General features: G+C 59.7%; 23 protein-coding genes. 14 read left to right on the forward strand and 9 right to left on the reverse strand.

All coding sequences use genetic code 11. From position 1 onward, the window contains the following. Positions 1–69 precede the first annotated feature (69 nt). The 7 genes from GGR28_RS08470 to GGR28_RS08500 all read left to right on the forward strand — a co-directional run bounded on the left by GGR28_RS08470 (position 70) and on the right by GGR28_RS08500 (position 5,882). Positions 70–549, forward strand: coding sequence for a hypothetical protein (locus GGR28_RS08470; protein ID WP_183495328.1), 480 nt, complete (start codon positions 70–72; stop codon positions 547–549). Between the two features lie 374 nt (positions 550–923). Next, positions 924–1,415 (forward strand): universal stress protein, encoded by a 492-nt coding sequence (locus GGR28_RS08475; RefSeq protein WP_183495329.1) that lies wholly within the window; start codon positions 924–926, stop codon positions 1,413–1,415. A 133-nt stretch (positions 1,416–1,548) separates the two neighbouring features. Next, on the forward strand, positions 1,549–2,418 hold the full coding sequence (locus GGR28_RS08480; RefSeq protein ID WP_183495330.1) for a universal stress protein: 870 nt from the start codon (positions 1,549–1,551) through the stop codon (positions 2,416–2,418). A gap of 4 nt (positions 2,419–2,422) precedes the next feature. Next, positions 2,423–3,238 carry a universal stress protein gene (locus tag GGR28_RS08485; protein ID WP_183495331.1) on the forward strand — a complete coding sequence of 272 codons (816 nt, stop codon included), beginning with the start codon at positions 2,423–2,425 and terminating at the stop codon, positions 3,236–3,238. 12 nt (positions 3,239–3,250) lie between these two features. Continuing rightward, entirely contained in the window at positions 3,251–4,006 is a 756-nt protein-coding gene (locus GGR28_RS08490) for a hypothetical protein (RefSeq protein WP_183495332.1), read from the forward strand. Positions 4,007–4,227: 221 nt separating this feature from the next. Beyond that, on the forward strand, positions 4,228–5,139 hold the full coding sequence (locus tag GGR28_RS08495) for a universal stress protein (RefSeq protein WP_183495333.1): 912 nt from the start codon (positions 4,228–4,230) through the stop codon (positions 5,137–5,139). Further along, on the forward strand, positions 5,136–5,882 hold the full coding sequence (locus GGR28_RS08500; RefSeq protein ID WP_183495334.1) for a hypothetical protein: 747 nt from the start codon (positions 5,136–5,138) through the stop codon (positions 5,880–5,882). The genes GGR28_RS08495 and GGR28_RS08500 overlap by 4 nt, the downstream gene beginning before the upstream one ends. Positions 5,883–5,902: 20 nt before the next feature. Here GGR28_RS08500 and GGR28_RS08505 read toward each other — a convergent pair whose 3' ends face one another. Beyond that, positions 5,903–6,964: a response regulator gene (locus GGR28_RS08505; protein WP_183495335.1), complete on the reverse strand. Its 1,062-nt coding sequence runs from the start codon at positions 6,962–6,964 to the stop codon at positions 5,903–5,905. Beyond that, positions 6,948–8,153 carry a PAS domain-containing sensor histidine kinase gene (locus GGR28_RS08510; protein WP_183495336.1) on the reverse strand — a complete coding sequence of 402 codons (1,206 nt, stop codon included), beginning with the start codon at positions 8,151–8,153 and terminating at the stop codon, positions 6,948–6,950. The genes GGR28_RS08505 and GGR28_RS08510 overlap by 17 nt, the downstream gene beginning before the upstream one ends. Before the next feature lie 181 nt (positions 8,154–8,334). Between GGR28_RS08510 and GGR28_RS08515 the strand changes: the two genes are divergently transcribed. The 5 genes from GGR28_RS08515 to GGR28_RS08535 all read left to right on the forward strand — a co-directional run bounded on the left by GGR28_RS08515 (position 8,335) and on the right by GGR28_RS08535 (position 15,650). Further along, positions 8,335–9,606, forward strand: coding sequence for a 3-phosphoshikimate 1-carboxyvinyltransferase (locus tag GGR28_RS08515; RefSeq protein ID WP_183495337.1), 1,272 nt, complete (start codon positions 8,335–8,337; stop codon positions 9,604–9,606). Between the two features lie 15 nt (positions 9,607–9,621). After that, a complete protein-coding gene (locus tag GGR28_RS08520) occupies positions 9,622–10,392 on the forward strand; it encodes a M48 family metallopeptidase (RefSeq protein WP_183495338.1) in 771 nt (256 codons plus the stop codon). A 9-nt stretch (positions 10,393–10,401) separates the two neighbouring features. Beyond that, entirely contained in the window at positions 10,402–11,283 is an 882-nt protein-coding gene (locus GGR28_RS08525) for an OmpA/MotB family protein (protein ID WP_183495339.1), read from the forward strand. A gap of 66 nt (positions 11,284–11,349) precedes the next feature. After that, a complete protein-coding gene (locus GGR28_RS08530; protein ID WP_183495340.1) occupies positions 11,350–12,102 on the forward strand; it encodes a ribonuclease H-like domain-containing protein in 753 nt (250 codons plus the stop codon). 113 nt (positions 12,103–12,215) lie between these two features. Further along, positions 12,216–15,650 (forward strand): M36 family metallopeptidase, encoded by a 3,435-nt coding sequence (locus GGR28_RS08535; protein ID WP_183495341.1) that lies wholly within the window; start codon positions 12,216–12,218, stop codon positions 15,648–15,650. On the opposite strand, the gene tamL is transcribed toward GGR28_RS08535, so the two are convergent. Next, complete coding sequence (tamL, locus tag GGR28_RS08540; RefSeq protein ID WP_183495342.1) at positions 15,651–18,170, reverse strand: translocation and assembly module lipoprotein TamL; 2,520 nt, start codon at positions 18,168–18,170, stop codon at positions 15,651–15,653. Between tamL and GGR28_RS08545 the strand changes: the two genes are divergently transcribed. Beyond that, on the forward strand, positions 18,139–18,888 hold the full coding sequence (locus tag GGR28_RS08545; protein ID WP_183495343.1) for a TrmH family RNA methyltransferase: 750 nt from the start codon (positions 18,139–18,141) through the stop codon (positions 18,886–18,888). The genes tamL and GGR28_RS08545 overlap by 32 nt on opposite strands. A 3-nt stretch (positions 18,889–18,891) precedes the next feature. Here GGR28_RS08545 and GGR28_RS08550 read toward each other — a convergent pair whose 3' ends face one another. Genes GGR28_RS08550 through GGR28_RS08560 form a run of 3 tightly spaced genes read right to left on the reverse strand, consistent with a single transcriptional unit; the run spans position 18,892 to position 22,217 of the window. Then, positions 18,892–20,355: a sugar transferase gene (locus GGR28_RS08550; RefSeq protein ID WP_183495344.1), complete on the reverse strand. Its 1,464-nt coding sequence runs from the start codon at positions 20,353–20,355 to the stop codon at positions 18,892–18,894. Further along, entirely contained in the window at positions 20,352–21,203 is an 852-nt protein-coding gene (locus GGR28_RS08555) for a hypothetical protein (RefSeq protein WP_183495345.1), read from the reverse strand. The genes GGR28_RS08550 and GGR28_RS08555 overlap by 4 nt, the downstream gene beginning before the upstream one ends. A 9-nt stretch (positions 21,204–21,212) precedes the next feature. Beyond that, entirely contained in the window at positions 21,213–22,217 is a 1,005-nt protein-coding gene (locus GGR28_RS08560; protein ID WP_183495346.1) for a Gfo/Idh/MocA family protein, read from the reverse strand. Positions 22,218–22,688: 471 nt separating this feature from the next. Between GGR28_RS08560 and GGR28_RS08565 the strand changes: the two genes are divergently transcribed. Continuing rightward, positions 22,689–23,801 (forward strand): lytic transglycosylase domain-containing protein, encoded by a 1,113-nt coding sequence (locus GGR28_RS08565; protein ID WP_183495347.1) that lies wholly within the window; start codon positions 22,689–22,691, stop codon positions 23,799–23,801. Here the strand turns inward: GGR28_RS08565 and smpB are convergent. The 3 genes from smpB to GGR28_RS08580 all read right to left on the reverse strand — a co-directional run bounded on the left by smpB (position 23,796) and on the right by GGR28_RS08580 (position 26,204). Then, positions 23,796–24,260 (reverse strand): SsrA-binding protein SmpB, encoded by a 465-nt coding sequence (gene smpB, locus GGR28_RS08570; protein ID WP_183495348.1) that lies wholly within the window; start codon positions 24,258–24,260, stop codon positions 23,796–23,798. The two genes, GGR28_RS08565 and smpB, sit on opposite strands and share 6 nt — an antisense overlap. Positions 24,261–24,324: 64 nt before the next feature. Continuing rightward, positions 24,325–25,728 (reverse strand): T9SS type A sorting domain-containing protein, encoded by a 1,404-nt coding sequence (locus GGR28_RS08575; RefSeq protein WP_183495349.1) that lies wholly within the window; start codon positions 25,726–25,728, stop codon positions 24,325–24,327. Between the two features lie 23 nt (positions 25,729–25,751). Continuing rightward, positions 25,752–26,204 carry a helix-turn-helix domain-containing protein gene (locus GGR28_RS08580; protein ID WP_183495350.1) on the reverse strand — a complete coding sequence of 151 codons (453 nt, stop codon included), beginning with the start codon at positions 26,202–26,204 and terminating at the stop codon, positions 25,752–25,754. Between the last annotated feature and the right edge of the window lie 35 nt (positions 26,205–26,239).

Here is a 26,239-nt window from a genome sequence, read left to right on the forward strand (position 1 = left end):
GTGGGAAAGCCGGCTACTTGTGGTCATTGAACGGTCTTCCTAATCCCAACCATCTTACTAATGCAGACGATGACCCAGACTACTTTCATTTCCCGGCGCACCCGGCGGGTGTATGGTTCGGTTTTTTGCCTGCTGGCGGTGGGCTTGCTGACGAACCAGTTGCTCTACCATTTTCCCTATTCGGCAGCGGACTTCGTTGGGCCGTCCCCGTACTTTGATCCGATTTTTTGGGATGCCGTGACTGCGATTTCCATTTACGTTACCCTACTGATTGCCGGAACGGGTCTCCTGTTCGGGACGAAGTGGATGGTCCTGGCGCTCACCTATTTCGTCGCTTACGTGGGGGAGGACCTGCTGCTTTCGGTGCTGGGGTGGTCGGGGTTCCCGTTGTCGACCGTGCCGTCGGTACTGGTTGCCGGCTGCGTGCTCGGGGGGCTTGTTTTCATGGTCCGGTTGTGGCCGACTGCCCACCGCAGGCAGGTGCAAATCGTGCGCGGACTGGTGGCCGGTATACTGACTAATCTGTTGTTGTACTGGATGATGGGGTAAGGATTGCTGGGGGGTAAGGTTGAGCCCCTCTGGGGCGACCCTGAAAGGCGGGTGGAGCAGGGTCGGCTTAGAAAGCCTCATCCTTGGAGTGGTCTGAGGCTGAGCCCCTCTGGGGCGACCCTGAAAGGCGGGTGTTGCAGGGTCGGCTTAGAAAGCCTCATCCTTGGTATGGTCTCAGGTTGAGCCCCTCTGGGGCGACCCTGAAAGGCGGGTGGAGCAGGGTCGGCTTGGAAAGCCTCAACCTTGGAATTGCAGGGTCGGCTTGGAAAGCCTCAGCCTTGGGGTTGATGAGGGTCATTATCTAGACTGATTTGCATCATTCGGTGACATTTTTCTGTGGCCGAACTTCACGCTACAACTAACACCGCGCAGTCATGAATAAAATACTCGTACCCGTCGACTTTTCTACGGCTTCCGCCGCCGCACTGCGGTTTGCCACTTACCTGTCGGAGGCCACGGGGCTTCAGCTGTCGGTGATCCATGTGTATAACTCATTGATCAGCAGCAACCGGCCCGAAACCCCGGAGGAACGTGCCGCGGCCCGGGAGGCCCTCCGCAAGGAGCTCCGCCAATTTACCGAGGCGCACGTCTTTTCCAGCAGCGCGATCAATACGGTTGAGACCATTCTGGCCGAGGGCGTGCCGCCGGTGTACATCAAGTGGCGCAGCCAGGACGAAAACGTGGCCTTCATCATCATGGGCGGTATCGGGACGGGTGTCGGGGGAAAGCTCGATCTGTTCGGCGGTATCGCCCAGCAGGTATCGGACGGCGGCGGGTGCCCGGTGATCCTTATCCCCCGCGGGTTCACCGACGAGCTGATGCGCAAGACCGCAAAGCTGTGGCGTGGGGTCGCCGCCGGCATGTAGGAATAGGAGGTAATGCTGATGTCGTGGCGCAGTATCCGACAGTTGATGATCTTTATCATATAGCGGTATGACACGTGTCAGCGAAAAGCCGGTCACCCCCCGGCATATTTGTTGGACACCAACCGCCAACACAATGTCCACCGTTCTCGTCCCCACCGATTTTTCGCCCACCTCAGCCTTTGCCCTCGGATACGCCAATCACCTTGCCGAGCTCACCGCGTCCACCCTGCACGTCGTACACGTCTACGACGGCTTCACTTCCCAGGATACCCTCATCGAACTGAAGGGGCGACCGGAAGCCCAGATTCGGGCGGAGCGGAGGCTGGAGGAGTTCGTTCGCGTCAACAGTCTCCTCTACTCGCCGGTTTCCGGGCGGCGGGGCGACACCCTTACGGTCGTCAAAAAGAGCGCGATCATTGGTAATCCGGCATCCCAGATCATCGAAATGTCCCGGGATCCCGAAACGAAACTCATCGTGATGGGGGGAGTAGGATCCGGGCTGGAGCGCGACCGGCCGATGCTCGACGGAAGTATCGTGCGGGCCGTGACCCTACGCAGCAGTTGTCCGGTACTCGTTATTCCTCAGGGATTCGACCGACCCGCAATCGCCAATGTTGCGCTGGCTTTCGACCGGGAGGAAGATCTACGGAAAACTAAGCGGGGCTTCGACTTTTTTCGGTCTGCCCTCGATGTGTCCATCCGGTTTGTCCACGTTATCCGGGAAGACGAAAGCCGGGAAGACCGGATCCAGCGGGAGGCAGTGCAGCTCGCATTCAACGATGATTTCCCCGGCTATCCGGTGGAGGTCGACCTCATTCCCCCCGGCGAGCTGTGCGATCGGCTTGGAACATACATCGACGATCGACAGATCGATCTGCTGGTGCTGGGCCGGCGGCAGCACTCGCTACTGGTGCGTCTGTTCTTCGGCACCACCACGGCAAAGCTGCTTACACACTGCCGCATTCCCCTGCTGATCCTTCCTACCGATACCAATCAGAACTAGTCTGATGCGACACATACTCGTTCCCACCGATTTCAGTAAGGCCGCGGACAACGCCACCGCCTACGCAGCCATCCTGGCCACGGAATTCGGCGCGCGGATCACCCTGGCGTACATCCACTCTATGCCGATGGACCCGATGCGTATCGGTGAAGTCAGCGCCGAACTATACCGGGACGGAGAGGCCCACATGAACGCCCTGGCCGAACGGCTGCGGCAGCAGGGCCTAGCCGTCGAAGTACGGATGGAGCTCGGAACGCCGGCGGCCCGGCTGAAGAGCATCATACAGCACAGCGATACCGACCTGGTGGTCATGGGGTGCCAGGGAGAACACTACATACCAGCCAAATTTTTTGGGAGTACCACTACCGAATTGATGGATGAGGTAGCGGTTCCCATCCTTGCTGTTCCCGGTGACTTTGCACCCGCGTTCCCGCAAAAAATGGTGTGGACTACGGACGAAATTTCCGTCCGACGTGCCGAAACGCTGTACCCCCTGTTCGACCTGGTCGACCGGGCGGGCACGGAACTGAAGGTATTTCACTACCGCGGCAGTAAGCCGAAGGCCTTCCCCGAAGACCGGGTCAAGGAATTGCTTAGCGACGTCCGTTACGACCTGTTCACTCAGTCCAACGACGGCGCTTCCGTGGATCAGGCGATCCGGGGATTTGTCAGGACGGTAGCTGCCGATCTCCTCGCGATCGTCCACCGAGACTCCCACTGGCTCAGTCGGGTGCTGATGTCTTCGAATACCCGGCGTGCGGTGTGGACTTCCGCGGTGCCCATCCTGGTACTTCAGGAACAACTCTCTTTTGCCCATTAAACCAAGTTTGACATGTTAGTAATGCTACGTACTACGGCCGTACTCCTGCTCACTACCTTGGCTTCCGTCTCCGGCGGGAGTTGTACGGAAGATCAACGCATCGACTTCAGCCCGCTCGAGCGGCAGTTAATGATCGTATGGATCGGTACGGAGTGGAACCATAAATCGGTGGTTACCGCCTATAACTCGCTGGCCCAGCACAGCTGGCGGCAACTGCGTGAGAAATACGTCTCGTTGCCGCTGACCGACCGGGAGAAGGTAGTCGTCCGAATGTTCGACCTGTGGATGACGGGTCTGAATGCGTCGCTTGACAACGGTCAGTCCCAAACCGTAGCGATGCACCTGCAACACTTGCGCAACGCCCTGCAAGATCTGCGGCCCCAGTACGGCATCGATCATCCGGCCGACGTGCTCTACGATTTCATTCGATCCTGGGAGTGGGTAGAGGAGATCAGTCACGACCAGATGATGTGCCTGGTAGAGTGGAACGAATACCGGGATGCCTACGAGCGCGCGGCCGAAAAGTGGCAAGAGTCCGCTGCTCTCACGGTAGGCTACTCCGATCACCTATTTCCGGGTCTGACGCGCTACAGCGCCCAGGCCGAGAATGCGCGGGTGACGCTTAGTGTCGCCCTGGTAGAATTCGGTGAGTTGATTCAGCGGGCGGATCACGGCCTCATGGCCGTCCCGAGCGAGGAAATTCGCGATCACTTTTTCTATTACCTCGCCGTAATCACGGATTACCCCTTCGCCGCTCCGGCGATCTAACCTACTCCCAGACCATCTCGACGCCTGCTGGACTACCTCGCGGAATCGGAGGATGACTATCCGAGCTACTACGGCGAACCGAAACAGTTGCCGATCGGGTTCGGGACCGCCGGCCGGGGCGCCGACTGAAAAGTGATACGAATCATCCGGTCACCTGATGCCGAACAGTCCCGGGGTCGCCGGTAGGGCGCAATTTTGGAGGGTAATCCAATCCAACTACCATGCCAAACATCCTAATTCCCACTGACTTCAGCATCCCCTCCCACAATGCGTACCGCTTCGGCCTCCACCTGGCCCGCGAGATGAACCTCAACGTGGTGCTCGTGCACTACTATAGCGGCTCCATCGACCCCCGTTCAACCCTGTACATCGGGGGGGACGGTACGATACAGGGCAGTTACGAAGAGCGACTGCGGCAATTCGCTTATCCCAGCGGCGACGGGACGGAATATCCCCTGGTCGAGCCCCCCTGCGGCGTTGAACTCGCGTTCGAGACGGGGGTGAGCCTGACCCCGGCCGCTGCCATCGTACGGCGCGCCAGTAAACCCGATATCGCGATGGTGGTCATGGCTCCGCGCAGCAGCCGTTCCATCCTCGGCAAGTGGTTGGGTAGCACGGCCACGACCGTGAGCGAAGCGTGCGAGCGGCCCGTATTCATTGTGCCACCCCACATGCGGTACCGTCCCTTTCGCCGCATGGTGGTGGCGAACAACCACACCACCGCCGATCCCTTCCCCCTGTGGCAGCTATCCGAACTGGCCGGCCGGTACGCGAGTAAAGTGGACTTCGTGCACGTGCAGGACGCAAAGGCGGACGGAGAGCGAAGGGTCATTCCGTGGGACTTGATGGAGCAGCTGATCGATCAGGATGCCGGCATGAACTATCCCTTCGAGGTTGCCACCGTAAAGGCCGGAGACCTCAGTCAGGGCCTCCTCGACTACGCCGACGAAATCGATGCCGACCTGATCGTCATCGTCAATCGGATGCGCAGCCACTGGCGCGCACTGCTCAAGGCTTCCCTGACCCAGGATCTGGCGCTTCGTTCCAAGTTGCCCGTGCTGGTCCTACACGCGGGCAACGACAAGCAGGAGGGAAGTGCCGTTCGGGCCTACCGTGAAAATGAAGAAGCATGAATTTCCTACGCTACCCACTCCGCACCCTGGTTCTGACCGTCACGGCCTTGCTTATGCTCCACTGCACCGACGAGCAGCAAGCGCTGGGGCTGCAGGCGGAACAGCAGTACGTCAACTTGCTGCATGCTGTGCATTTTCAACAGCCCAAAGCAAGTGTTGCTGCGGTACGGGACTTCGACCTTACGATCCGGCAACTGCGTCAGCAGTGGTACCGGCCCATGACGACCGACGCCGTCGACCGCGTACTGTACCATATCGACATGGCGGAGTGTGCGTACGAGGATGCCCGCAACAGCATTGAAGACGGCGACCTGGTGCTGGCCGCGGTGCAACTGGACCGTGCCGTGTACGAATTGTCTGTGGGCGATCCCGCTTCGTTCAACGAGCTGTACGTAGCCAGTATTTACGACTTCGTTGCGTCCTGGTTGGCAGTAGACTATATGATCTCCCACACCGATGAATTATTCGATTGGGAAGAGATCGAGGACTGTGGCCTCGACGCGCGGGAAGTTTGGCAGGACGTCAAGCATATTCAGCCGTCTGCCCAGTTCTATCCCGGGATCAAGTCCGACCCCCTCCCGTTCCGGGCGGCGCACGACCGGCTTACGAAAGAGTTACAGGCATTCCGTCGGGATGCAGGGGAGCGGTCGCCCGCCCAGGTCAAAATTAGGGTGGAGCGGGTAAGCGAAGCGCTCTGGGATCTGCTGTTTCTGTTCGGTCCCGATGAGGAATTCCGGATATAGCCCCTTACCGATTCGGGTACCTACACCAGTAGGGTGTAGAGCGCGTCCGGCTTCGTGACACGTACTTCCCGGCCGCTGATCTCTACCATGTTGTCGCGCTTGAATTCCGACAGGGCGCGGGTCACGCTTTCCTTCGTGGTGCCCACCATTTGTGCGAGTTCCTCCCGCGACAGATCGATTTTTCCTTCCGCATACTGCTGGTGCAGGTCGCAGAGTACGAGGGCGGTGCGTCTTCTGACGCTGTCGTACGCCTGGTTGACCAGCCGTTCGCTGTAGTTAACCACGCGCCTGGCGAGGGTGTGCATGAGGGCTTCGGCGACAAAACGGTCGCTGTTCAGGAGGTGGAGCAGCTTGGCAATCGGGAGACACAGGGCGACTACCTGCTGAGACGCCGCCCTGGCCGTATAGTGAAAGGGGCTTCGCTCGAGCGCGCTCGAAATGCCGAACATCTCCCCGTTGCCAACCTCGGCGATAATGTAATTGCGGCCGTACTCGTGGGTGCGGCTCAGGTGGACATGTCCCTGCGTGATCCGGTAGATAAAGTGGGGGTATTCTCCCTCACGGACCAGCATAGTACCCTGTTCGAATTCGCGTCGTTCTCCTTCGGAAGCGAAGTATTCTTCTAGTCGGGCATGCCCTCGTTCCGGGTCGCTCAGGTGTACTCCGGCTGGAGCATTCCCCTCCAGTACCCTGACGCGGGTTCTGGCCTTTTTTAGGCGGGTGCGGACGACCTGTAGCAGTTCGTCCTTATAGAAGGGTTTGGTGATGTAGTCGTCCGCACCCAGGTTCATGCCCCGGCGGATGTCTTCCGAGTCGGTCTTAGCCGTAATAAATACGAAGGGGATGGCGGCGGTACGTTCGTTTTCCGAGAGCAGGTTCAGTACGCCGAAGCCGTCCAACTCCGGCATCATGACATCGCAAAGAATGAGATCCGGAAGGTGCTCGATGGCCGCTTTGGCCCCGTCGAGGCCGTTGGAAGCAATGCGAATCCGGTAACCGTACAATTCCAATATTTCGGCAAGATTCTCCCTTACTTCCTGGTTGTCCTCAACGATTAAGATGCATTCAGTCTCCGTTGCCATTGTCGATAGTTAGGGGAAGAAATATGGTGAAGGTGGAGCCCTGGCCCAGGGTGCTGGTGAAATCGAGGCGCCCGCCCAGTAGTTTCACGTAGTGGTTCACGATGTTAAGCCCCAGGCCGGTACCCTGGATGTTCTCAACGTTGCGTGCCCGGAAGAACCGGTCGTAGAGGTGCGGTCGATCTTCGGGGGGGATGCCGATTCCCTGGTCGGTAACGTTGATGAATACCCCATCTTCCGCCGCTCCCGCGGCTATGTGGATCGGCGCATCGTCTCCGGAGTACTTGGCGGCATTGGATATGATGTTGATTACGGCATGCCGGAGCAGCTTGGGATCCGTGTGTATCTGGTCGGGTGCGCCATTGGTATCGAGGGTGACTTCCTGGCCGGAGCGGAACTGTCCCTGACTGCTTTCGATGCTTGACGAGAGCAGGGAACGGATGTTTACCGCAGTGATGTTGACCGCTACCTGCCCCTGTTCGAGCTGCGAAAAGGAGAGAAAATCGTTGAGTACGTCGATGAGTTGGCCCACGGCGGCCTTAATGCGCCCGATGTGACGCGAACGCTTGGGTTGCTGCTCCGTCTCCTGGTACAGATCGATCAGCTCCACCGAGCTGAGTATGGTGCTGAGGGGAGTTTTAAACTCGTGACTGGCCATGCTCAGGAACCGGCTCTTTAGTTCGTTGAGCTCCCGTTCTTTCCCGAGCGCATTTTGGAGATCTTCCTCCCGGCGGCGGAGTTCCACCGTGCGTTCCTTTACTTTTTCTTCCAGGTTTTTATTCAGATCCTCCACCCGCTTCTGGGCCAACTTGAAACTGCTCAGGTCGTGCAGCATACCGGTATAGAGGATGCCTCCGTCGAGTTTCACCTCGCTTACCGCGAGGCGCAGCGGGAACTCCCGTCCGTCTTTGCACTTACCGGTCACCTCGCGACCGATGCCGATGATATGGGGGACGTTGGTTCGTTGGTAGCGTTCGAGGTACTCATCGTGGTGGGTGCGATCGTACTCCGCCATCAGGATATTCACTTTTTGCCCCCGCAGCTCCTCCGGGTCGTATCCGAATAGTTCACCGGCGGCGCGGTTGACGTTCTCGATCACTCCGTACTTGTTCATGGTGATGATGCCATCGGTCGCCATCTCGAACAGGGCCTTTAACCGAAGGCTCTCGTCCTGACTCATGCGGTTGCTCATTCTCTTGCGGGCGGTTTGGTGTCGATGCCGAAGATACCGGATGCTGTTCTGGTAGCCGCCCGCTAAGCCCCAAAGAATGATATTTAGAACTTACGGGTAAGCCCTCCAGGTCCTAGGCTACCTTATCCGCTGTCTCAGGGCGGGTGGGTCCTTGTCTGCTGACTAGCTACCTTTGTCCGCCATGAATGCCCCCCTCGAGATCACCCATCCCGGCGGGCCCCTGCGGGGCCGCGTCGAGCTTACCGGCTCCAAGTCCATCGCCAACCGTGCGTTGCTCATCCGGGCCCTGACCCCCGGCGGCTTTGCCATCAAGCGCCTGGCCGCCGCCGACGATACCGTACGCCTGCAACGGCTCATCGATTCCGAAGAGGATACCCTCGACTGCGGACCGGCCGGCACCACCTACCGCTTCCTCACCGGCTACCTCTGCCGCCGCCGGGGCACCCAGTTGCTGACCGGTAGCCAGCGCATGAAGGAGCGACCCATCGGCATCCTGGTGGAAGCCCTGCGCGCGCTCGGCGCAAACATCGAATACGCGGAAAAGGAAGGGTTCCCTCCCCTCCGCATCGGCTACAGCGCCCTGGACAAGACCGACCGCATCAGCATCGCCGCCAATACCAGCAGCCAGTATATTTCCAGTCTGCTCATGCTGGCTCCCACCCTGCCGACCGGGCTCAAGCTCACCCTGGAGGGCGACATCGTGAGTCTGCCCTACATCAATATGACGCTGGGGCTGATGAGCTACTTCGGCATCCACCACCACTGGGAGGGGCAGACCATCGTCATCAACCCCCAGTACTACCAGGCGCGCGACTTCACGGTGGAAGCCGATTGGTCGGCGGCCAGCTACTACTACAGTCTGGCGGCAATGGCCGAAGCGGCGGACCTGGAAATCGAAGGACTCTTCCGCGACAGCCTGCAGGGGGATTCAGTAGTCGCTCGCCTGTACGAGGACTTCGGCGTTGCAACCGAGTTTACCGATACGGGTATCCGGTTGACCAAGGCAAACGGTACGGCGGCTCCCGCCCTCTTCGAGCATAATTTCGTGGAGTGCCCCGACATCGCCCAGACCCTGATGGCTACCTGTGCGGGGCTGGGGGTGCAGGGGCTTTACTCCGGTCTGCAGACCCTGTTCATCAAGGAAACCGACCGGGTCAAGGCTATGAAGGCGGAGTTGGGCAAACTGGGCGTGTCGCTTTACAAAATTCCCCCGCGCATGTCCGGAAAGACCGGCATCCAGTACTTTGCCCAGGAGGGAGAAGCCTCCTTTGCCGGCGGCACCCCCACCTTCGCGACTTACCACGATCACCGGATGGCCATGGCCCTGGCTCCGCTCGGATTGCTCCATCCCGTCAGGATCGAAAATCCCGGAGTGGTCGAAAAGAGCTATCCTGATTTTTACGAAGACCTGCAGCTACTGGGGTTTGCGGTCAGGGAAGATTCGGATACCTAAAAAACACGCCACGTAATGCCCCGTAAAACGAGCGAGACGCGCAGCATCATTGATTTGGATGGCCTCCCGGTCCCGGTACGCATCATCACCGAGCGCGGGCGGCGCTCGACCATCGCTTCGGTGCGGCAGCGCGCACTCTACATCCGCCTGCCCCACGGATTGCGGGCCGGTGAACGGGAGCGGCGCGTTGCGGAAATGATGGCCTGGGCCGAGCAGACCGCCCGTGAAAAGCCCGAGGCGTTCCAACACTTTGCCGTACCCGCCGCCGCCAGTGCGTACCGCTTCGACTTCCGGGGAGAGGCCTACCGGATCGAGCTGGAGACCCACGACCAGAGCCTGCACAAGATCGAGCGTACCGGGCACGGCTCCTTGCGAATTTTGCTTTGCTCCCGCGATTCCCGCCCAAATACGACGAAGGTGATCCCGAAGTTGCTGGCCAAGTACTTTGCCGGACAGTGCCTTCCCCTCGTTAGTGAACGCGTACGGCAACTGAACGAACAGCACTTCCGCAGGCCGATCAGAAAGGTCAAACTGAGCGACACCTACACCCGCTGGGGATCGTGCTCCCACGTCGGGAACATCAACCTGGCCACCCGCCTGCTGCTGGCGCCGACCGCGGTACTGGATGCCGTGATCATCCACGAGCTGGCACACCTCGTAGAGCAGAATCACTCCGCCCGCTTCTGGGCCGAAGTGGCCCGTGCCCTGCCGGATTATGTCGTATACGACGCGTGGCTAAAAGAACACGGGGCCGGATTGCGTTTCAATCCCATCGCCTTACCCTAATTTTACCCCATGCGTCCTCTCATCTACGGCCTATTGGCCATCGTTTTATCCAGTTGCATCTCCCCCAAAAAAGCCGCCGAACGCTATCAGCCCCGGATCGATAGCCTGGCTACCGTGACGCGGATGCAGGCCGATACCATTCAGCAACTCACCCTCGCCCTCGAACGCAGCCGGGGCGGCAACGACATGCTCCTCGAAACCCAGAACCGATTACAGGACCGCCTCCTCGTTCAGGACGACGAAATCGAGCGCCTCCAGCGTAGCCTGAGCTCCACCAACTCCGACATGAGCGGACAAATCGAGGATTTGCGGCGGCGACTGCTGGACCGACAGCGTACGCTCGATTCGCTCATCAACGCCCAGGCCCTGGCCATCGGGCAGTACTCCGACGGGCTGCGCCGGGCCGCAAACCGCTTGAGCGATTCCCTGGAAACGAAGCTCCCCCCGGAAGATTACGAGGTGGCCGAAATGCCCGGGGAGATCATTTTGAGCATTCAGGAAATGGTCCTGTTTCGACCGCGATCGGTCGGCTACCTCGCCAATGGGAGTGAGGCCATACTCAAATTGGTCACCGAAACCCTGCAGCAGAACCCCCTACTGAAACTGCGCATCGTGGGCCATACCGACAACCAGCCCAACCCCCTGCGGGGTACCGACAACTGGAAATACGGGGCCCTGCGTGCCAGCAAATTAGCCGACGAACTGGCCACTGCCTACTACGTCAGTCCCAACCGGCTCATCGCCGCCAGCCAGGGCGAATACGGACCCACCCGCAGCAACGCCACCGAAGACGGCCGCACCCGCAACCGCCGCATCGACTTCATCTTTACCAGCAACATCGGCAACTTACTGAGGGAACTGAATAAGGTCGCCCGCATCGGCGAAGAGTAAACTTTTTGCTAACAATTGTTTTAAATTTAGCAATAAGTTGATAACTTGTTGCCCTATTCTATACGTATGGTCGAGCAGATTGATATTACCCGGGTATTATTTCTAGACGTCGAGACGGTCAGCGGCCAGCCCACGTACGGGCAGCTGGACGAAAATTTTCAAAAGCTCTGGGCGTATAAAGCCCCCAGTGCCCTCAAGCGGTACGGGGAAGAACTGACGGAAGACGAGCTGGCAGCCTCCTACACCGACAAGGCCGCCATCTTCGCCGAGTTCGGTAAGATTGTCTGCATCAGCGTCGGAGCCGTGTACCGCGACAAGGACAAGCAGCTCAAGATCCGCCTGAAGTCGTTCGCCAGCCGCGACGAGGCCAAGCTGCTTGCCGACTTCAACGAAATGCTCGACCAGTACTACGGCGACCCCGGTAAGTACTTCCTCTGCGGGCACAACATCAAGGAATTCGACGTGCCCTACATGTGTCGCCGGATCGTGACCCACCAGCAGAAACTGCCCGCCCTGCTCGACATCAGTGGCAAAAAGCCCTGGGAGACGAAGCACCTGGTGGATACGATGGACCTGTGGAAATTCGGCGACCGCAAGGCCTACGTCTCCCTCAAGTTGCTGGCCGCCGTACTCGGGTTTCCCAGCCCGAAGGACGACATCGACGGCAGCGATGTAGGCCGAGTGTTCTGGGAAGAAGACGACGTGGAGCGCATTGCCGTATACTGCGAGAAAGACGTGTTGGCCACCGCGCAGTTGTTTCTCCGCTACCAACGCAAGCCACTCTTTGAGGACGATCAGGTATTTTACGTGGAACGATAAAGAGCGGATAAATAGAGAGATATACCGGTCGCCACACGCCGGGGGCAGTTCGTGACGTTAGCTTCGGGTATGATCCCCGATGCCGCTTTGGAGCGGGTCGCTAATTTTCTCTCATGACACGTTTTCTTTTTTGCCTGTGCCTTTATGGCACCACGGCTGCTTTGCTGGCTCAGGAGGGCAGCATTCCCGCACTTGATTTTTTACGGACACAACAGGAGGACCTAGGGCTCGTGGCCAGCGATCTGGCCGAATTGCGCATTGTGCGCGGGTACGCTTCGCCGAGTGGCGTCGAGCACGTGTACGTCGGCCAGTTTCTTTACGGCACCCCCGTCTACAACGCCCAGGCCGCGGTACATTTTCGCAACGGACGCGTCGGGCACTACACCTCCCGGCTGGAGGCGAACATCCACGAACGCACCGCCGCACTTTCCCCCTCCCTGTCTGCCCAGCGCGCCTTCAGTGCTTCCCGGCCAGCCCCAAACTCCCATCTTGCTTCGGCGGAGCTGACCTACTATCCGCTTCCGGGAAACCACGATATTCGGCTGGCCTGGCAACTCGACATCGAGAACCTCGATTCATCGATCCACTACCTTTCCATGATCGACGCGACCGACGGCACCGAGCTGTACCGCGCTTCCCTTACGGTCAGCTGCCAACTTGAAGCACCGGATACGGGCGGGGCCGCGGGTGTAACGCCACCACTGAAAGCAAAGACTTCCGAAACCCTCATGTCACCCAATGACGAAGCACTGTATCACGTGTTCCCCTTCGGGCTGGAATCACCAAACGACGGTGGGCGGAAGCTGCTGATCGACCCTTCCGACCCGGTGGCTTCCCCCTATGGCTGGCACGATACCGACGGTAAACCGGGGCCGGAATACACCAGCACCCGCGGCAACAACGTATTTGCCTACCGCGACGCGGACGAGCAGCGCAACCAACCCGACTCCGGCTTCGTCGCCGACGGTGGGCGGGAGCTCGATTTTGATTTTCCCTTTCAGCCGCAGCAGTCGCCCGACAGCATCTACCGTTCCTCGATCACCCAGTTGTTCTACCTCGGCAACATGATCCACGACTGGACCTACCGCCACGGCTTCGATGAGGCGGCGGGCAACTTCCAGCAGAACAACTACGGCCGGGGGGGTATCGGTAACGACCCCGTTCACGCGGAAAGCCAGGACGGTGCCGGCTCGAACAATGCCAATTTCTATACCGGGAGGGACGGCAGGTCCGCGCGGATGCAAATGTACCTGTGGCGTTCCAACAGCCTCCTGCGGGTGATCGCTCCCGTCGAGCAATCGGGTATTCGTGCGACCGGGGGCGCGATGTTTGGTGCCAGGATCAACGGAACTGAAGTACGGGCGGAGGTTGCCATCGGTCGCGACGGCACTGAAAAACCCACCGAGGGGTGTTCCGAATTGATCAATTCCGAAGAAGTCAGGGGGAAAATCGCCATGCTCTCCCGTGGGTCCTGCTCCTTTCAGCTCAAGGCCTACCACGCCGAGCGGGCGGGGGCGGTAGGCGTCATCATCTCCAATCCCGCTAACGGGATTCTCACCATGTCGGGAGCGAGCGAACCCGACGACATTCCCGTCACCATTCCCGCCGTGCTCATGAGGGAAAGTGACTGCCAGCCGCTGCGCCAAATCGTCGAAACCGGGGGTGCCGTAGCGGTAGAACTGCGCGACAACGACCTCAGTCCGCTGGACGGTGCCTTCGACAACGGCGTCGTGGCCCACGAGTACGGACACGGCGTCAGCATCCGCCTCGTCGGTGGCCCCCAAACCAATACCTGCCTGCTCAACGACGAGCAAATGGGGGAGGGGTGGTCCGACTTTTTCCTCCTGGCTTCCACCCCCCAATCCCCTACTTCCACCCCCACGGGCACTGAACCAAGAAGCATTGGTGTGTACTCCACCTCCAGCCGACCCGGCGCGCGGGGCCTGCGTTCCCAGTACTACTCTACTGATTTTCGGATCAACAACCATACGTACGACGACGTGATCACGGCCGCCGTGCCCCACGGACTCGGAGAAGTATGGGCGACTACCCTCTGGGACATCTACTGGAAAATGACCAAAACCTACGGTTTCGACGCTGACCTCGTCAACGGAACCGGCGGAAACAATGCCGCCGTACGCCTTGTCATCGAAGCGATGAAGTACACCCCCTGTAGTCCCGGACTCATCGACGGTCGCGACGCCCTCCTCATCGCCGACCGCTTCGAGAACGACGGTGCGAATCAGTGCCTGCTGTGGGAGGTGTTTCAACGGCGCGGGCTCGGACGTTCCGCAACGCAGGGCGACAGTCAGTTTCGCGACGACAACCGGGAGGCCTTCGACACGGAACCGAGTTGCATTCGTACGATAAAGGTTTCCAAGTCGGCGAGTGCCCCAACGGTCACCGCCGGCGAGCGCATCGAGTACACCCTCACGGTACGCAACGATAAGCCGGATCCGGCCACCGGCATTACGCTGACCGACGAGCTGCCCGACGGGCTCACGATCGACGGCGGCAGTGTGCGGGGCGCCCTCGCTTTCGCTCTGGAGGGAAACCGCCTGGTATTCCAGCTAGACGACATTGCGCCCGGCGAACGGGAAGTGATCGTCTACACGGCGGTGACCGATCCGGAACGCTTCAGCGACCGGCTGTTTTTTGACGGGGCCGAAGCAACGGAGACCTCGCCGTGGACAACGATCTCCCGGGAGGGCAACCTCGGTTGGGTACGGGGTGATTCACTGACTTTTGCCGGACAGCACGCCTGGTTTATCCCCAATGCATCGGCGGAACAGGACCAAATCCTACAGTTTACCGAACCCGTCCGGGTAACCGGCACGCACCCGGCCCTCCGGTTTCACACCAGGTACCGTACGGAGCCCGCCTACGACGCCGGTATCGTCCAGGTAAGCAGGGACGGTACTACGTGGGAGAACGTCGATCGCCGGTTCATGCGCTTTGGTTACCGGGGCACGGTAGGCCCCCGGGCGCCGGCCGCCCTCCGCGGTACGCCTTCCTTCTGGGGAGACAGTGAGGGTTATCACGAAGCCATTGTTGACCTCAGTGATTTCCGGGACGAAGACCTGTACGTGCGCTGGCGATTTGTCGCGGACGCTTCCGCCGGAGACGACGGCTGGTGGATAGATAACGTGGAGGTGCTGGACCTTTTTTCCTACAACGGAGAGGTCACCGTGACGACCAGTGCCGGCGATCGCGCGACCGCACAGGCTCCCGAACTCGGCGTTGTAGTCGACCGCGGGGAACTCGTGAGCGGCGTAGCCGGCACCGCTCCCCGCAACCCTTCCGTAAGCCTGTTTCCCAACCCCACCACGGGTTCCGCCACCGTGTCCCTCGCCGCGAAGGTGGCGGGAGATGCACACATCGAGCTCTGGAGTGCCGCGGGTCGGAGGGTACTCTCCCAATCCCGCTGGCTGGCGGCCGGACAAAATTCCATCCCCTTCATGCTGGACGACTTGCCTGCGGGCAATTACACCCTGCGCGTCACCGAGCCGGGTGCCTCTACCGTAGTGACGGTCACCCTAGCCCGGTAATCAGAAGGGGTAGCCCAGGCCCAGCTGGAACGTAATGTCGCCCAGGCCGAATTTGTCGAAACTCCTCCAGTAGGCACGCTCCGGATAGCTGATCGGTTCCCGGGGCCGGATGGGCTCTCCGTCTCCCAGCTGGGGATAATTGTAGCGAAGGGGAATGGCGGCATCGAGCCTGAATACGAAGTAACTCAGGTCGATTCGTATGCCCGTGCCCCCCGCTACCGCCAGCTGCCGGTAAAACGGCTGGTGATAGAAGGGTGTAGAGCCCTCTTCCTCCCGAATTCTGCCCTTCAGGAGAAACTGAGATCCCGGCCGATCGGGATCTTCCCGGATCGTCCACACATTGCCGATATCCGTGAAGATGGCTCCGCGGACGAAGGAAAACAGGTTGAAGCGGTATTCCAGGTTCAGTTCCAGTTGGAGGTCGCCCGTCTGGTACAGCCGCAGGTTGTTGTTGAAGCTTCCGCTCGAGTTGTCGATGCTCAGGGTATCGACGTAGCCGCCCGGCCCGAGGCCCCGGGGTGCCCAGGCCCGCATGGAGTTGGCGCCACCGGCGAAAAATTGCTTGACGTAAGGTAGTTCCTGGTCGCTGTTGAAGGGCCTGCCGATGCCGACGAGTAAACGGGTGGCGATGCTCCGTAGCGGGGAGATCTGTTTGGCAAATCGGGTATCTGCCACCAGCAGGGCGTAGCGGGCGAAGTCGTTGCGGGTGTCCAGCTGATCGTACAACTGCTGGGCAAGGAACATCTCCGCCCCGGTCAGTTCGAACTGACCGTTGAAGGTGATCGACCGGCCCCGCCGGTCCGGGCGACCCACGCGGGTATACTCCAGGTTACGGAACAGCAAGCTCAAAAAATATTGATCGCTGATGCTGCGCCGCAACCGCTGGTTGGTACTCAGGATGGCCTCAAACTGCGGCTCGATCGTAAAGTTGAGGATGTCGAGGGCCGCATGATTGATGCGGTAGGAGGTGGTAGCGGACCTCCTGAAATCGTAGCCCAGCCGGGCGTTGGCCGTAGTGTAGGCGTAGAAGGTGCGGATCAGCAGGTATTCGTAGGCCATGCTGTACCGGGTACTCGCTCGCTCCCGCAACTGCTGGTAAAAGTCGCTCGACACCAGACCGGTCCTCCGGGCAAGGCCGTACAGGCCGAAATCCTTGAAGCGTGGCAGGTTTAGGGTGGCCTCGGCCGCCAGGTCGATGGTGTTAAAAAACTGCAGGGAGCTGTCGGGGCTGGGGTTTACTTCCACCCCCGCGCGTAGGGAAATCGAGAGCAGTTCCGCCCCCCCGAACACGTTGCGGTTGCGAAAATTCGGACTTACGCTGATGCCGATCAGGTTGTTGTTCTGGGCACCCCCCGCGCTGCCGGTGCTGTCGAGGAGGCTCCGGTTGGTGAAGTTCAGGTCAAGGTCCACCCCGATCGCCATGCGTTTATTGGGAGACAGCTGGATCTCGTAGTTGAGGACATCGTCCTGATTCGGGTCGACCACCTGATTGATTCGGACGAAGCGATAGATCCCGAGACCGCCGAGCGATAGGTTGGTCTTTTCGTAGGCTTCCCGGCTGTAGAGACTGTCTTGCTGCAGGAATATATTATCGACCAGCAGCTCGGGGCGCATCCGAAAATCGACGGTGGGTGAGAGGAAACGGATGCCCTCCACAACGGTGTCGCCGGGATAGGTAGTACCCGTGGCGCTGCGGGCGGGAGAGTAATCGGTGAGCACGGTGATCTGTCCCACCCGGTACTTGCGGTAGGCATCGTCCTGCTGTGGGGGCAGGATATTCAGGTAAATGTTCGCGTGCCCCTTCCGCTGACTGGTATCGATCTCCAGTTTGTCGAAGTAGTTGGCCGAGAAGTAGGCGTAGCCCTCGTTGCGGAGCGCCTGACTGATCCGCGATTTCTCCTCGTCGAAGGCGGTAAGGTTGAGGGGCGCTCCCGGTTGCAGGGCACTTTCCTGCTTCAGTACCTGCAGAATGCTGTCGATCTGCGGCTCCGGACTGCCGTACTCCACGGTATCGATCACGTAGCGGGCACCGGGGGAAACGTGGTAGATCAGGCTGACTTTCTTGCGCCGGCGGCGATCGGCTTCGTGGTAGGCCGTCGCGTTGAAGTAGCCCCGGTACCGGAGAAAATCGGTCATCAGGATCGCCGAACGCCGCGAGAGGCTGTCGCTGTACAGCACCGGGGGCTGACCGATGGTGTTGCGCAGGAAACGGTCGATGCGGGTGGTGTCCCGGGCTTTGCTGTTGGCCAGGTAAAAATGCTCGCGGGGGAAGAGGAACAGGAAGTTGCCGTTGGGTTTCTGGCGGGTGAGGGTGGAAAGCTCGTACACGACCTCACTCCGGTTTTCCAGTTTACTGCCCTTAGCGACCGCTACCCGCTGGGCGGTGAGCAGTTCTTCGCCGTCCCCCAGGTATTTCGTAACATTGCAGGATGTCAGCAACAGGGCGGCTACCAAGACCGGAACGACGCGCCGCAGACCCCCAGCCAGTATGCCCATCAGCTCCGGTACCATCAAGTTCATAAGCAGCCTACGTCAGAAAAAAGTAAGGCAAAACTACCATAAATTCACCGTAGAGGGAACCCGGATCGTAGCGGAGCTCCTATCCCAGGACCGTTACCGCGTCGATCACCTCTACGCCCTCGAAACCTGGGCCGATAACGCCCCCCGCCAAGCCGATGTTCCGCTCACCGTTGTTACCCCACGGGAGTTAGGCCGCATTTCCCAGCTCACTACCCCCAACCAGGTCCTCGCCGTAGTCGATATGCCGGCTCACGATCCGGCACTGCCCCCCGATCTGGCGGACGGCTGGTCGCTTTACCTCGACGGCGTTCAGTCGCCCAGCAACCTCGGTGCGCTACTCCGCATTGCCGATTGGTTCGGCTTTTCCTACGTCTTCGGCGGCCCCGGTACAGCGGATCTTTACAACAGCAAAAGCATCCAGGCCAGTATGGGGTCGTTCCTACGCATCGTTTACCGGGAGCAATTCCTGGAAGAGGTAATCCGCACTAGCCCCGACCTCCCCGTGTTCGGAGCCGACCTTGCCGGCGAAAACATCTATTCGATCACCCCACCCGCCGCGGGCGTGCTGGTCATCGGAGCGGAAGGGCCGGGCATCGGGGCGGGGACGCGGGAGCAAGTCAACCGGTGGATCACCATTCCCCGTGCCCCGGGCAGAACCGCCGAGAGCCTGAACGCTGCGGTGGCGGCCGGCATCCTGTGTAGCGCGCTACGTAGGTAGGAGCTACTTGCCCTTGCCCTGTACCAATACCACCACGGTGTAAAAGAGGATCTTAAAGTCGAGCCCCAGCGAACGGTTCTCGATGTAGAGAATATCGAACTTCAACCGCTGGATCATTTCCTCTACGTTGCTCGCGTACCCGTACTTGACCTGTCCCCAGCTGGTGATGCCGGGGCGTACCCGCAGCAGGTGGCGGTAGTGGGGTGCCCGGGCACTGATCAGGTCGATGTAGTACTGCCGCTCCGGGCGGGGACCGACGATCGACATGTCTCCCCGCAGCACGTTCCAGAACTGGGGGATTTCGTCGAGCCGCCACTTGCGCATCGTGGCTCCCCAGGGGGTGCACCGGTCGTCGTCGTCCTTGCTCAGCTGCGGTCCCGCCGCCTCGGCGTGGGGGAGCATGGACCGAAACTTGATGATGCGAAACGGTTTTCCGTTCAGCCCGATGCGTTCCTGGGTATAGAGCACGGGCCCGGGAGAAGAGAGTTTGACCCGGATCGCGATGTATACGCAGAGGGGAAACAGCAGCAGGAGCAGGACCGCGGAGGAAGCCACGTCAAGAAGTCGTTTCACTACCCGCTGCCACCGGGGCATCAGGTTCTGCCGGATTTCGATGAGTACGGCCCCGAAGACGTGGTTCATCTTCACCGTACCGAGCATGATGTCGTACATGTCCGGAATAACCTTGACCAATACCTGCGCCTCGTACGCACTCAGGATGCCGAGCAGGTCACGCAACCGGCTGTGCTGGCTGTTGTCGACGGCAATGATCACCTCCTCGATTCCCCCGGATTCGATGAGGTGCCCGAGATCGCTTAGGTTACCGAGCTTCGGCAGTTCCTCCGCCAGGGGGGAGTTGGCACGCGGACGACCATCTACGAAGCCGATGAAGCGGTATCCCAGGGCCTTCGGGCGGGAGGCGATCTCCTGGTAGAGATCGAGGGCGCGATCCCCGCCCCCGATGATGAGGGTATTAAAGGATACTTCCCCCGCCTTCAGGCGCTGGCTGGCGCGGGTGAGCAGGTACATCCGCACGAAGGAGGTAAGCAGGAAGTGGAGGCTAAACAGGACGAGCAGGCTACGGGAATAGTAGGAATAGTCGGCCACCGCATCGTCGATCAGCACCGCGAAAAAAAGGACCAGGGTACCGAGTACCGATAGCACCAGGGTTTGCACCAGGGTAGTTAGCCGGCTCAGGCGGTAGATGTCGCGGTACTGATCGAAGAGGGCATAGGCCAGCACCCAACAGAGGGGGATGAAGAAACTGCCCCAGGCGTAGTTGATGTCACCGAGGATGTCCGTTATCCGGTCCATGGAACCTTCCGCCACGCCCCGGTACCAGAAGAAGATCGTCCAGGCCAGCCAGGCGGCCACCAGATCGCCGGCGATGTAGACCCACCCGTCACGCCGCCGCCGCGCGGCCGTGTCCGGTGGAAAACCGGTAGTATCGGGTAGGACGTGGGTCATTGGGGTGGAAAGTAGAGCAATTTAAGGTTGTCGAGGTAAACAGTGCCCCGATCCCGCTCGTCGCCGAGCAGAGTGGAAATGGCCACCTGCAGTTGCTCCAGCCCGGACGAACCGATCACGGGGCCGAGGTTGAAGTAAATCTTTGTCCAATTGTCCCGCGGCAGAAAGCCGGGATCGAAGACGCGCACCGCGATCCCGTTTTGCTCTCCGATCACGCCGAAGACCGCCGGGGCGTCGCCACGGTAGTCGACTTCCAACCAGACGTTGATAGGTACGGTAGCGAGCCCGGTGAAGGTTTGGCCAGTTGCAATCTCGGCGAGCCGATTGCTGTCCCCGAGTTCCACGGCACCCGCGGCCCCGCCACTTCTTACTACGTCCGTTTGCGGACGAATTCCGCCGGTGCCAGCCAGGATTTCGGTAAACGTCCGCCCGCGACCCGGCTCAAAATCTTCGATGAACCCGAAGACGGTTTCGTCACGGTAACGGATGGGCAGTACGCCCAGGTCCAGGGTTTGGCCGCTGGCCACGTCAATGCTGCTGCTGAAGGAGGTGTAGAAGGGGTAAATGTCCGGCGTCACGCTACGACCGTCCTGGTGGATGCCCGCTTCCAGTCGAATAGCTACGGTGCCTACGCGCAGCAGGGGGATTCTGGCCGGGAGGGGGAAGACGCCAATGAATTCCTCGTCGGCAAAGGCCCATACCTCGGTGATCTCGGTAGTCGGAGCGCCTTGCCCCTCGGTGGTGGAAAGGGAAAAATCTTCCACCAGGAGCAGGGCCGGGGCTACCTCCAGATCGGGCGGGCAGGCGGTCAGTAACAGGGTCAGAGAGAGGAGAAACAGCGGGCGCATGCTCGGGAATCAGGATTGGGGGTGCGGCAACCGGCGCTGGTTCTCAGCGACTGCGTCGGAGATGCGCTGGGCGAGGGAGAGGGCGCGGTACCCGTCTTCGATGCTGACGGCGGCGGGTTTGCCTTCCCGAATGCTGTGGGCCAGGCTCTCAAGTTCCATCTGAATGGCGTTGACCGGTCCGCTCGGCGGTTGGTCGACATGAATGATCCGGTGACCGCGGGGCGTCTCGAGCGGAAACTGCTGCCCGCGTTCGGGAATGCCGGTGGCATCGGCGTCAAAAAGCCGGATCACCTGGCTCTCTTTTTCCAGCAGGTCGAGGCTGATGTACGCATCGCGCTGGAAGAGGCGGACCTTGCGCATGTTTTTGAGGCTGATGCGGGAGGCGGTGAGATTCGCCACGGCACCGTTACAAAATTCGATGCGGGCATTCACGATATCGGGGGTTTCACTCAGGACGGCAACTCCGCTGGCGCGCACTTCACTTACCTCACTGTCGGCCAGTTTAAGCACGATGTCGAGGTCGTGGATCATCAGGTCGAGCACGACACTCACGTCCGTTCCGCGCGGATTGAACATGGCTAGGCGGTGGGCCTCGATGAAGTAGGGTTGTACGCTGACCTCTCCGAGTGCGAGCAGGGCCGGATTGAAGCGCTCTACGTGTCCGACCTGCACCAACTTTTTGGCGCGGCGGCTCAGTTCGATGAGCTCCTTGGCTTCCTCCAACGTCTCGGTCAGGGGTTTTTCCACGAAGACGTGGCAGTTGCCCTCCAGTGCCTGCTTCACTACCCGAAAGTGGGTGGAGGTAGGCGTCACTACGTCGATGACCTCCGCCGCCGCAATGAGTTCGGCGGCCGAACCGAAGGCCCGCACCTTATACTCTTCGGCAATTCGGGCAGCAAGTTCCGCATCGGCATCGTAGACCCCGACCAGATCGTAGACCTCCCGGGCCAGGCGGATACACTTTAGGTGAATCTTGCCCAAGTGGCCTACGCCGATGAGTCCGATCTTGAGCATGGTGTCAGTAGTTAAGTGACGGCAAAGCTAAGTCGCACCGGCCACAACGATCGGGCGCAGCAACCGCTGACCGGAGGCGTTGGGAAGTGTTAAAAAGTCAACTTGGCGGATTATTAACAAAACATTAAAGAAAGAATGGCTTCTCCGGGAGGCGTTCGATCCCCTGCAATTAAATTCCGCAGAGGTGCAGACGATACGGGTAATCAACGGTGCGGGAGGCGGGGGCCAACGAAACGTCGGAAGTCGCGGAAAGTGACGAAATCCGGGCGTCTGTCCTCCCACACCCGGAACTGTTAAAAAACCCCGGGGTACCCCCTAAACCCTTGATCGGTGTAGGCCAATGCCCCTAGCTTTGTGGTCACAGGTGCAGGACAACGGTCCTTTTGGACCTGCTCACCAGGACAGGATATCCGTCCGCCACACGTCACGCATTGCACTGCGGGACGTCATCTTTTCACGAAATTTACTTTAATGAGCAAGCTGCAAAGGACGCTCTGCCAGTGGTTATTACTCCTACTGGTAGCAGTCCCCTCCATAGCTGTCGCTTCCCTTTCCTCACCCGTCAAATTTAAAAGTCGCAGCCGTGCCCAGATGGTACACCGGCTAGAACGACTGGACCTTCCCCCCGGCATTCCCACTTCCGACGCCTTCGTTCAACGCAAGATCAACGATTACATGGGCGGTGGCGGCAGCAGTACCGAGCGCATGCTCGGCCGTGCCAACCAGTATTTCCCCATTTTCGATTTTTACCTCCGCAAGCACGACCTGCCCGCTTCACTGAAGTACCTGGCAGTAGCTGAGTCGATGCTCGTACCCAATGCCGTCTCTTCGGCGCGTGCGGCCGGCCTGTGGCAACTGATGCCCGCCACCGCCCGCGAAATGGGCTTGCGGGTAGACGGTATCATCGACGAGCGCCTCGACCTGCACCGCAGCACCGAAGCCGCCGTGCTCATGCTGAAGGACCTGCACGCTCAGTTCGGAGACTGGCACCTCGCGCTGGCCGCGTACAACTGCGGTGCCGGTCGTGTACGCAAGGCCATCCGCTCGGCGGGCAGCAGGCAGTACGACAAGGCGAGCAACTACCTGCCCCGGGAGACGCGCCGCTACGTTGCCGCCTACCTCGCCGCCGCCTATGCGGTAAACTATTACGACGATCACGGACTGAATCCCATGGCGGCCGAGGGCGTAGAGAGCATCCGGGTGTATACCCGCATGAGCCTGGCCAAGATTGCCCGCGAATGTGACGTACGGCTCTCCACCCTGATCCGTATGAATCCCACCTTCGTTCAGCACTACATTCCGGCCAGTGAGCAGGGATATAGGTTGCGGGTACCGCAGGAGCAAAAATATCGGGTGCAGCAATTCATTTGGGGACGACCAAACCTGGTCGAGTTGCCCTTCGACGAGAACCTCGTAGCGGCAAATGAGGCAGCAAACATGATGGGCTTCGACCCGAAGTTCACCCTGCTGGGAATCAGTGCCAGCCGCCTCGCTTACCGTTCGCCCGTATGGAGCTTACGCCTGCTTGAGGAGCGGATGTTGCTGGGCTTCCTCACGGACTACCGCGCCTTCGCCAGTCTATAGGTACTCCTTCTTGATCCGGTCCATGGTGCGTTTGTTCTCGCGCTGCCGGATGGTGTCCCGCTTATCGTAGACCTTCTTACCCTGTACGAGGACCACTTCGACCTTGGCCAGGCCCCGCTCGTTGAGAAACAATCGGTAGGGAACGATCGTGAAGCCCTTTTCCTTGACCTTCTTTTCCCACTTGCGCAGTTCCTGCCGTTTGAGCAGCAACTTCCGGGGGCGGCGTTCTTCGTGATTAAACTGGTTGCCCTGTTTGTACTCGCCAATGTAGAGGGAGCGCAGGATGAGCTCACCGCGGTCAAAGGCGCAGTAGCCATCCCGCAGGTTCACGTGGCCGGCCCGGATGCTCTTGATCTCGGTACCCAGTAACTTAATGCCCGCCTCCACCGATTCCAGAAATTCGTACTCGAATCTGGCTTTACGGTTTACGAACTCCTTTTCCTTATTTTTCTTGGCCATAGCTGGGATATAATACGCCGACCGGCGGAAAAGTTGCTCCTACCTAAGGCTCGCGGCTTTCCGGTTACGGGCTGCCCGATCTAAGTAAGCGGGCCAGGTATATTCCGGTGGCGGTCGTCGCGGTAAGGTAATAGCTGCCGGCCGGAAGTGCGGCAAGACTGAGCCGTCCCGTTCCGGGCGGGTGCCTTCGCTCGATGAGCGAGCGACCGAACTGATCGATGACACGTAGGGTAGCCGGTTCATCCAGCCTGAGTTCCACCCATTGGGCGGCCGGATTCGGCCAAACGGATAAAGGGCGTGCGACTAGTTGTCGTTCCCACAGGGAGGTAGCCTGCGAGCGGTAATGATGTTGGGTGTGCTCCTCCCTCACGTAGGTGTCCGCGATCGTATCGTAGATGTAGTAATCTTCCGTATCCGCGTAGCTCAAACCCGCCAGGTAGTCGACATGGTGCCAGGCCTCGAGGGAGGGGGTACCGGGTTGGGCAAAATTGTAAAAGGTAGTGTATGCGTCGGTACGCTGCTGATCCTCATTGTACTCGTAGTGTTCCCTACGCGCGAGCTCCCAATCTTCTTTTACGATGCCGTAGTAATGATCTTCGAAGGTATCGACGAGATTTTCTGGCGTGTAGCTGAACCGGAATTGCTGAATCGGTAACCGGATGCCGGGCGCCGGAAACCTGCTTATGGTCTGCGTAGTGAGGTAGTGGTTGTCGTATTCTTTCTCGGTGAGTGTGGCCCAGTACTCTCCCGTATCCTGAAGAATATAGCTGCGGATCTCGTGGTTGTCTCCGGCCGTGTCGTATGCGTAGCGGTCCTCAAACAGAAGCAGGTTGTCTCCTTCGCCCAACCAGTTTCGGGAGAGCACGAGTCGGTTCTGGCCGTCGAACTCGTTTTTCTGAGTCAGTGTATGCGTCCACTCCGAGCTATCGGGGTACAAAGATTCAATAGTGAGTGAATCGACCTGTGTCAAGGAAGTCCCGTAGGGAAAGGTAAATGTCCGGGTATTCGGCTGCCAACTATCTAAGGTGTCGTTGTAAAAATCGTTGGTGTGAAAAATGTTTCGACCCAGATCGTCCCGCGTAATCAACTGACGGCTGTGTAACTCCCAGCTGGTGGTAATGGTGTCATAAAACGAGCTGACGATCGACTGCACCCGCGGCTCGACGTCGGTAAAATCTATTCGGTGGAAGGGTCGTAACGCCGCATTCCCGCCTCCCGCACCGAACGGGACGGACGTGATCGTTGAATCCAGGTACATCGTATCGGTCCGCGAACGGCTCCTACGGACCGCTTCCTCCGGCACCGGATCCCCGATCTGCCATCCGGCGGACTCCAACTGAAACCGGATGGTCGGGGGCACCTCTTCCCAGTGAGTGGCCACGCTGGGTGGTAGTTGATGTACCTGAGCTAACACGGGCGTCGCGAAGGATAAACAGAGAAGCAGATAAAGGAGTGTAGCGTGGTTCATAGTCAAGCGAATTAGGGGGAGCGTCAATTTCCGACCCCACGCAGCAAGCCCTGTGGCGTGGATCTGGCAAAGGCATGAAACTCCCGGATTAAGTGGGCCGCATCCGTATAATCATGGAGGAAAGCGGTAGTAGCCAGCGACGCCCAGAAATTGCCTTGCATAAACAGGAAGGCTCGTTCGAACCGGAAGAAGCGCAGATAGACCTTCGGCGTCACTCCGGTACGGTCGCGAAAGATGCGCTGCAGCTGTCGTTCACTTACTCCCACGGCCAGACTGAGGTCACGCACGGATCGCGGAACCGGAGACCCCCGATGAATCAGGTGGATCGCTCTTCGGAAGTGTCCGGGGGGCGATGTGCGTAGCTTTTCCCGCCAGCGGGCGAGGCTCGCCAGGACAAGGTGGCGTGCTTCGTGACGTTCGGCGCTGCGTAGCAGGTCGATCGCGTTGGAGACGAAGCCGGAACCCAGGGCAACCATAACGGACGGAGAAAGCAGGTGAGGGGAGGTCGCCT

Origin of the sequence: Neolewinella aquimaris (genome assembly GCF_014197245.1) — a bacterium.
Taxonomy (GTDB): Bacteria; Bacteroidota; Bacteroidia; order Chitinophagales; family Saprospiraceae; genus Neolewinella; species Neolewinella aquimaris.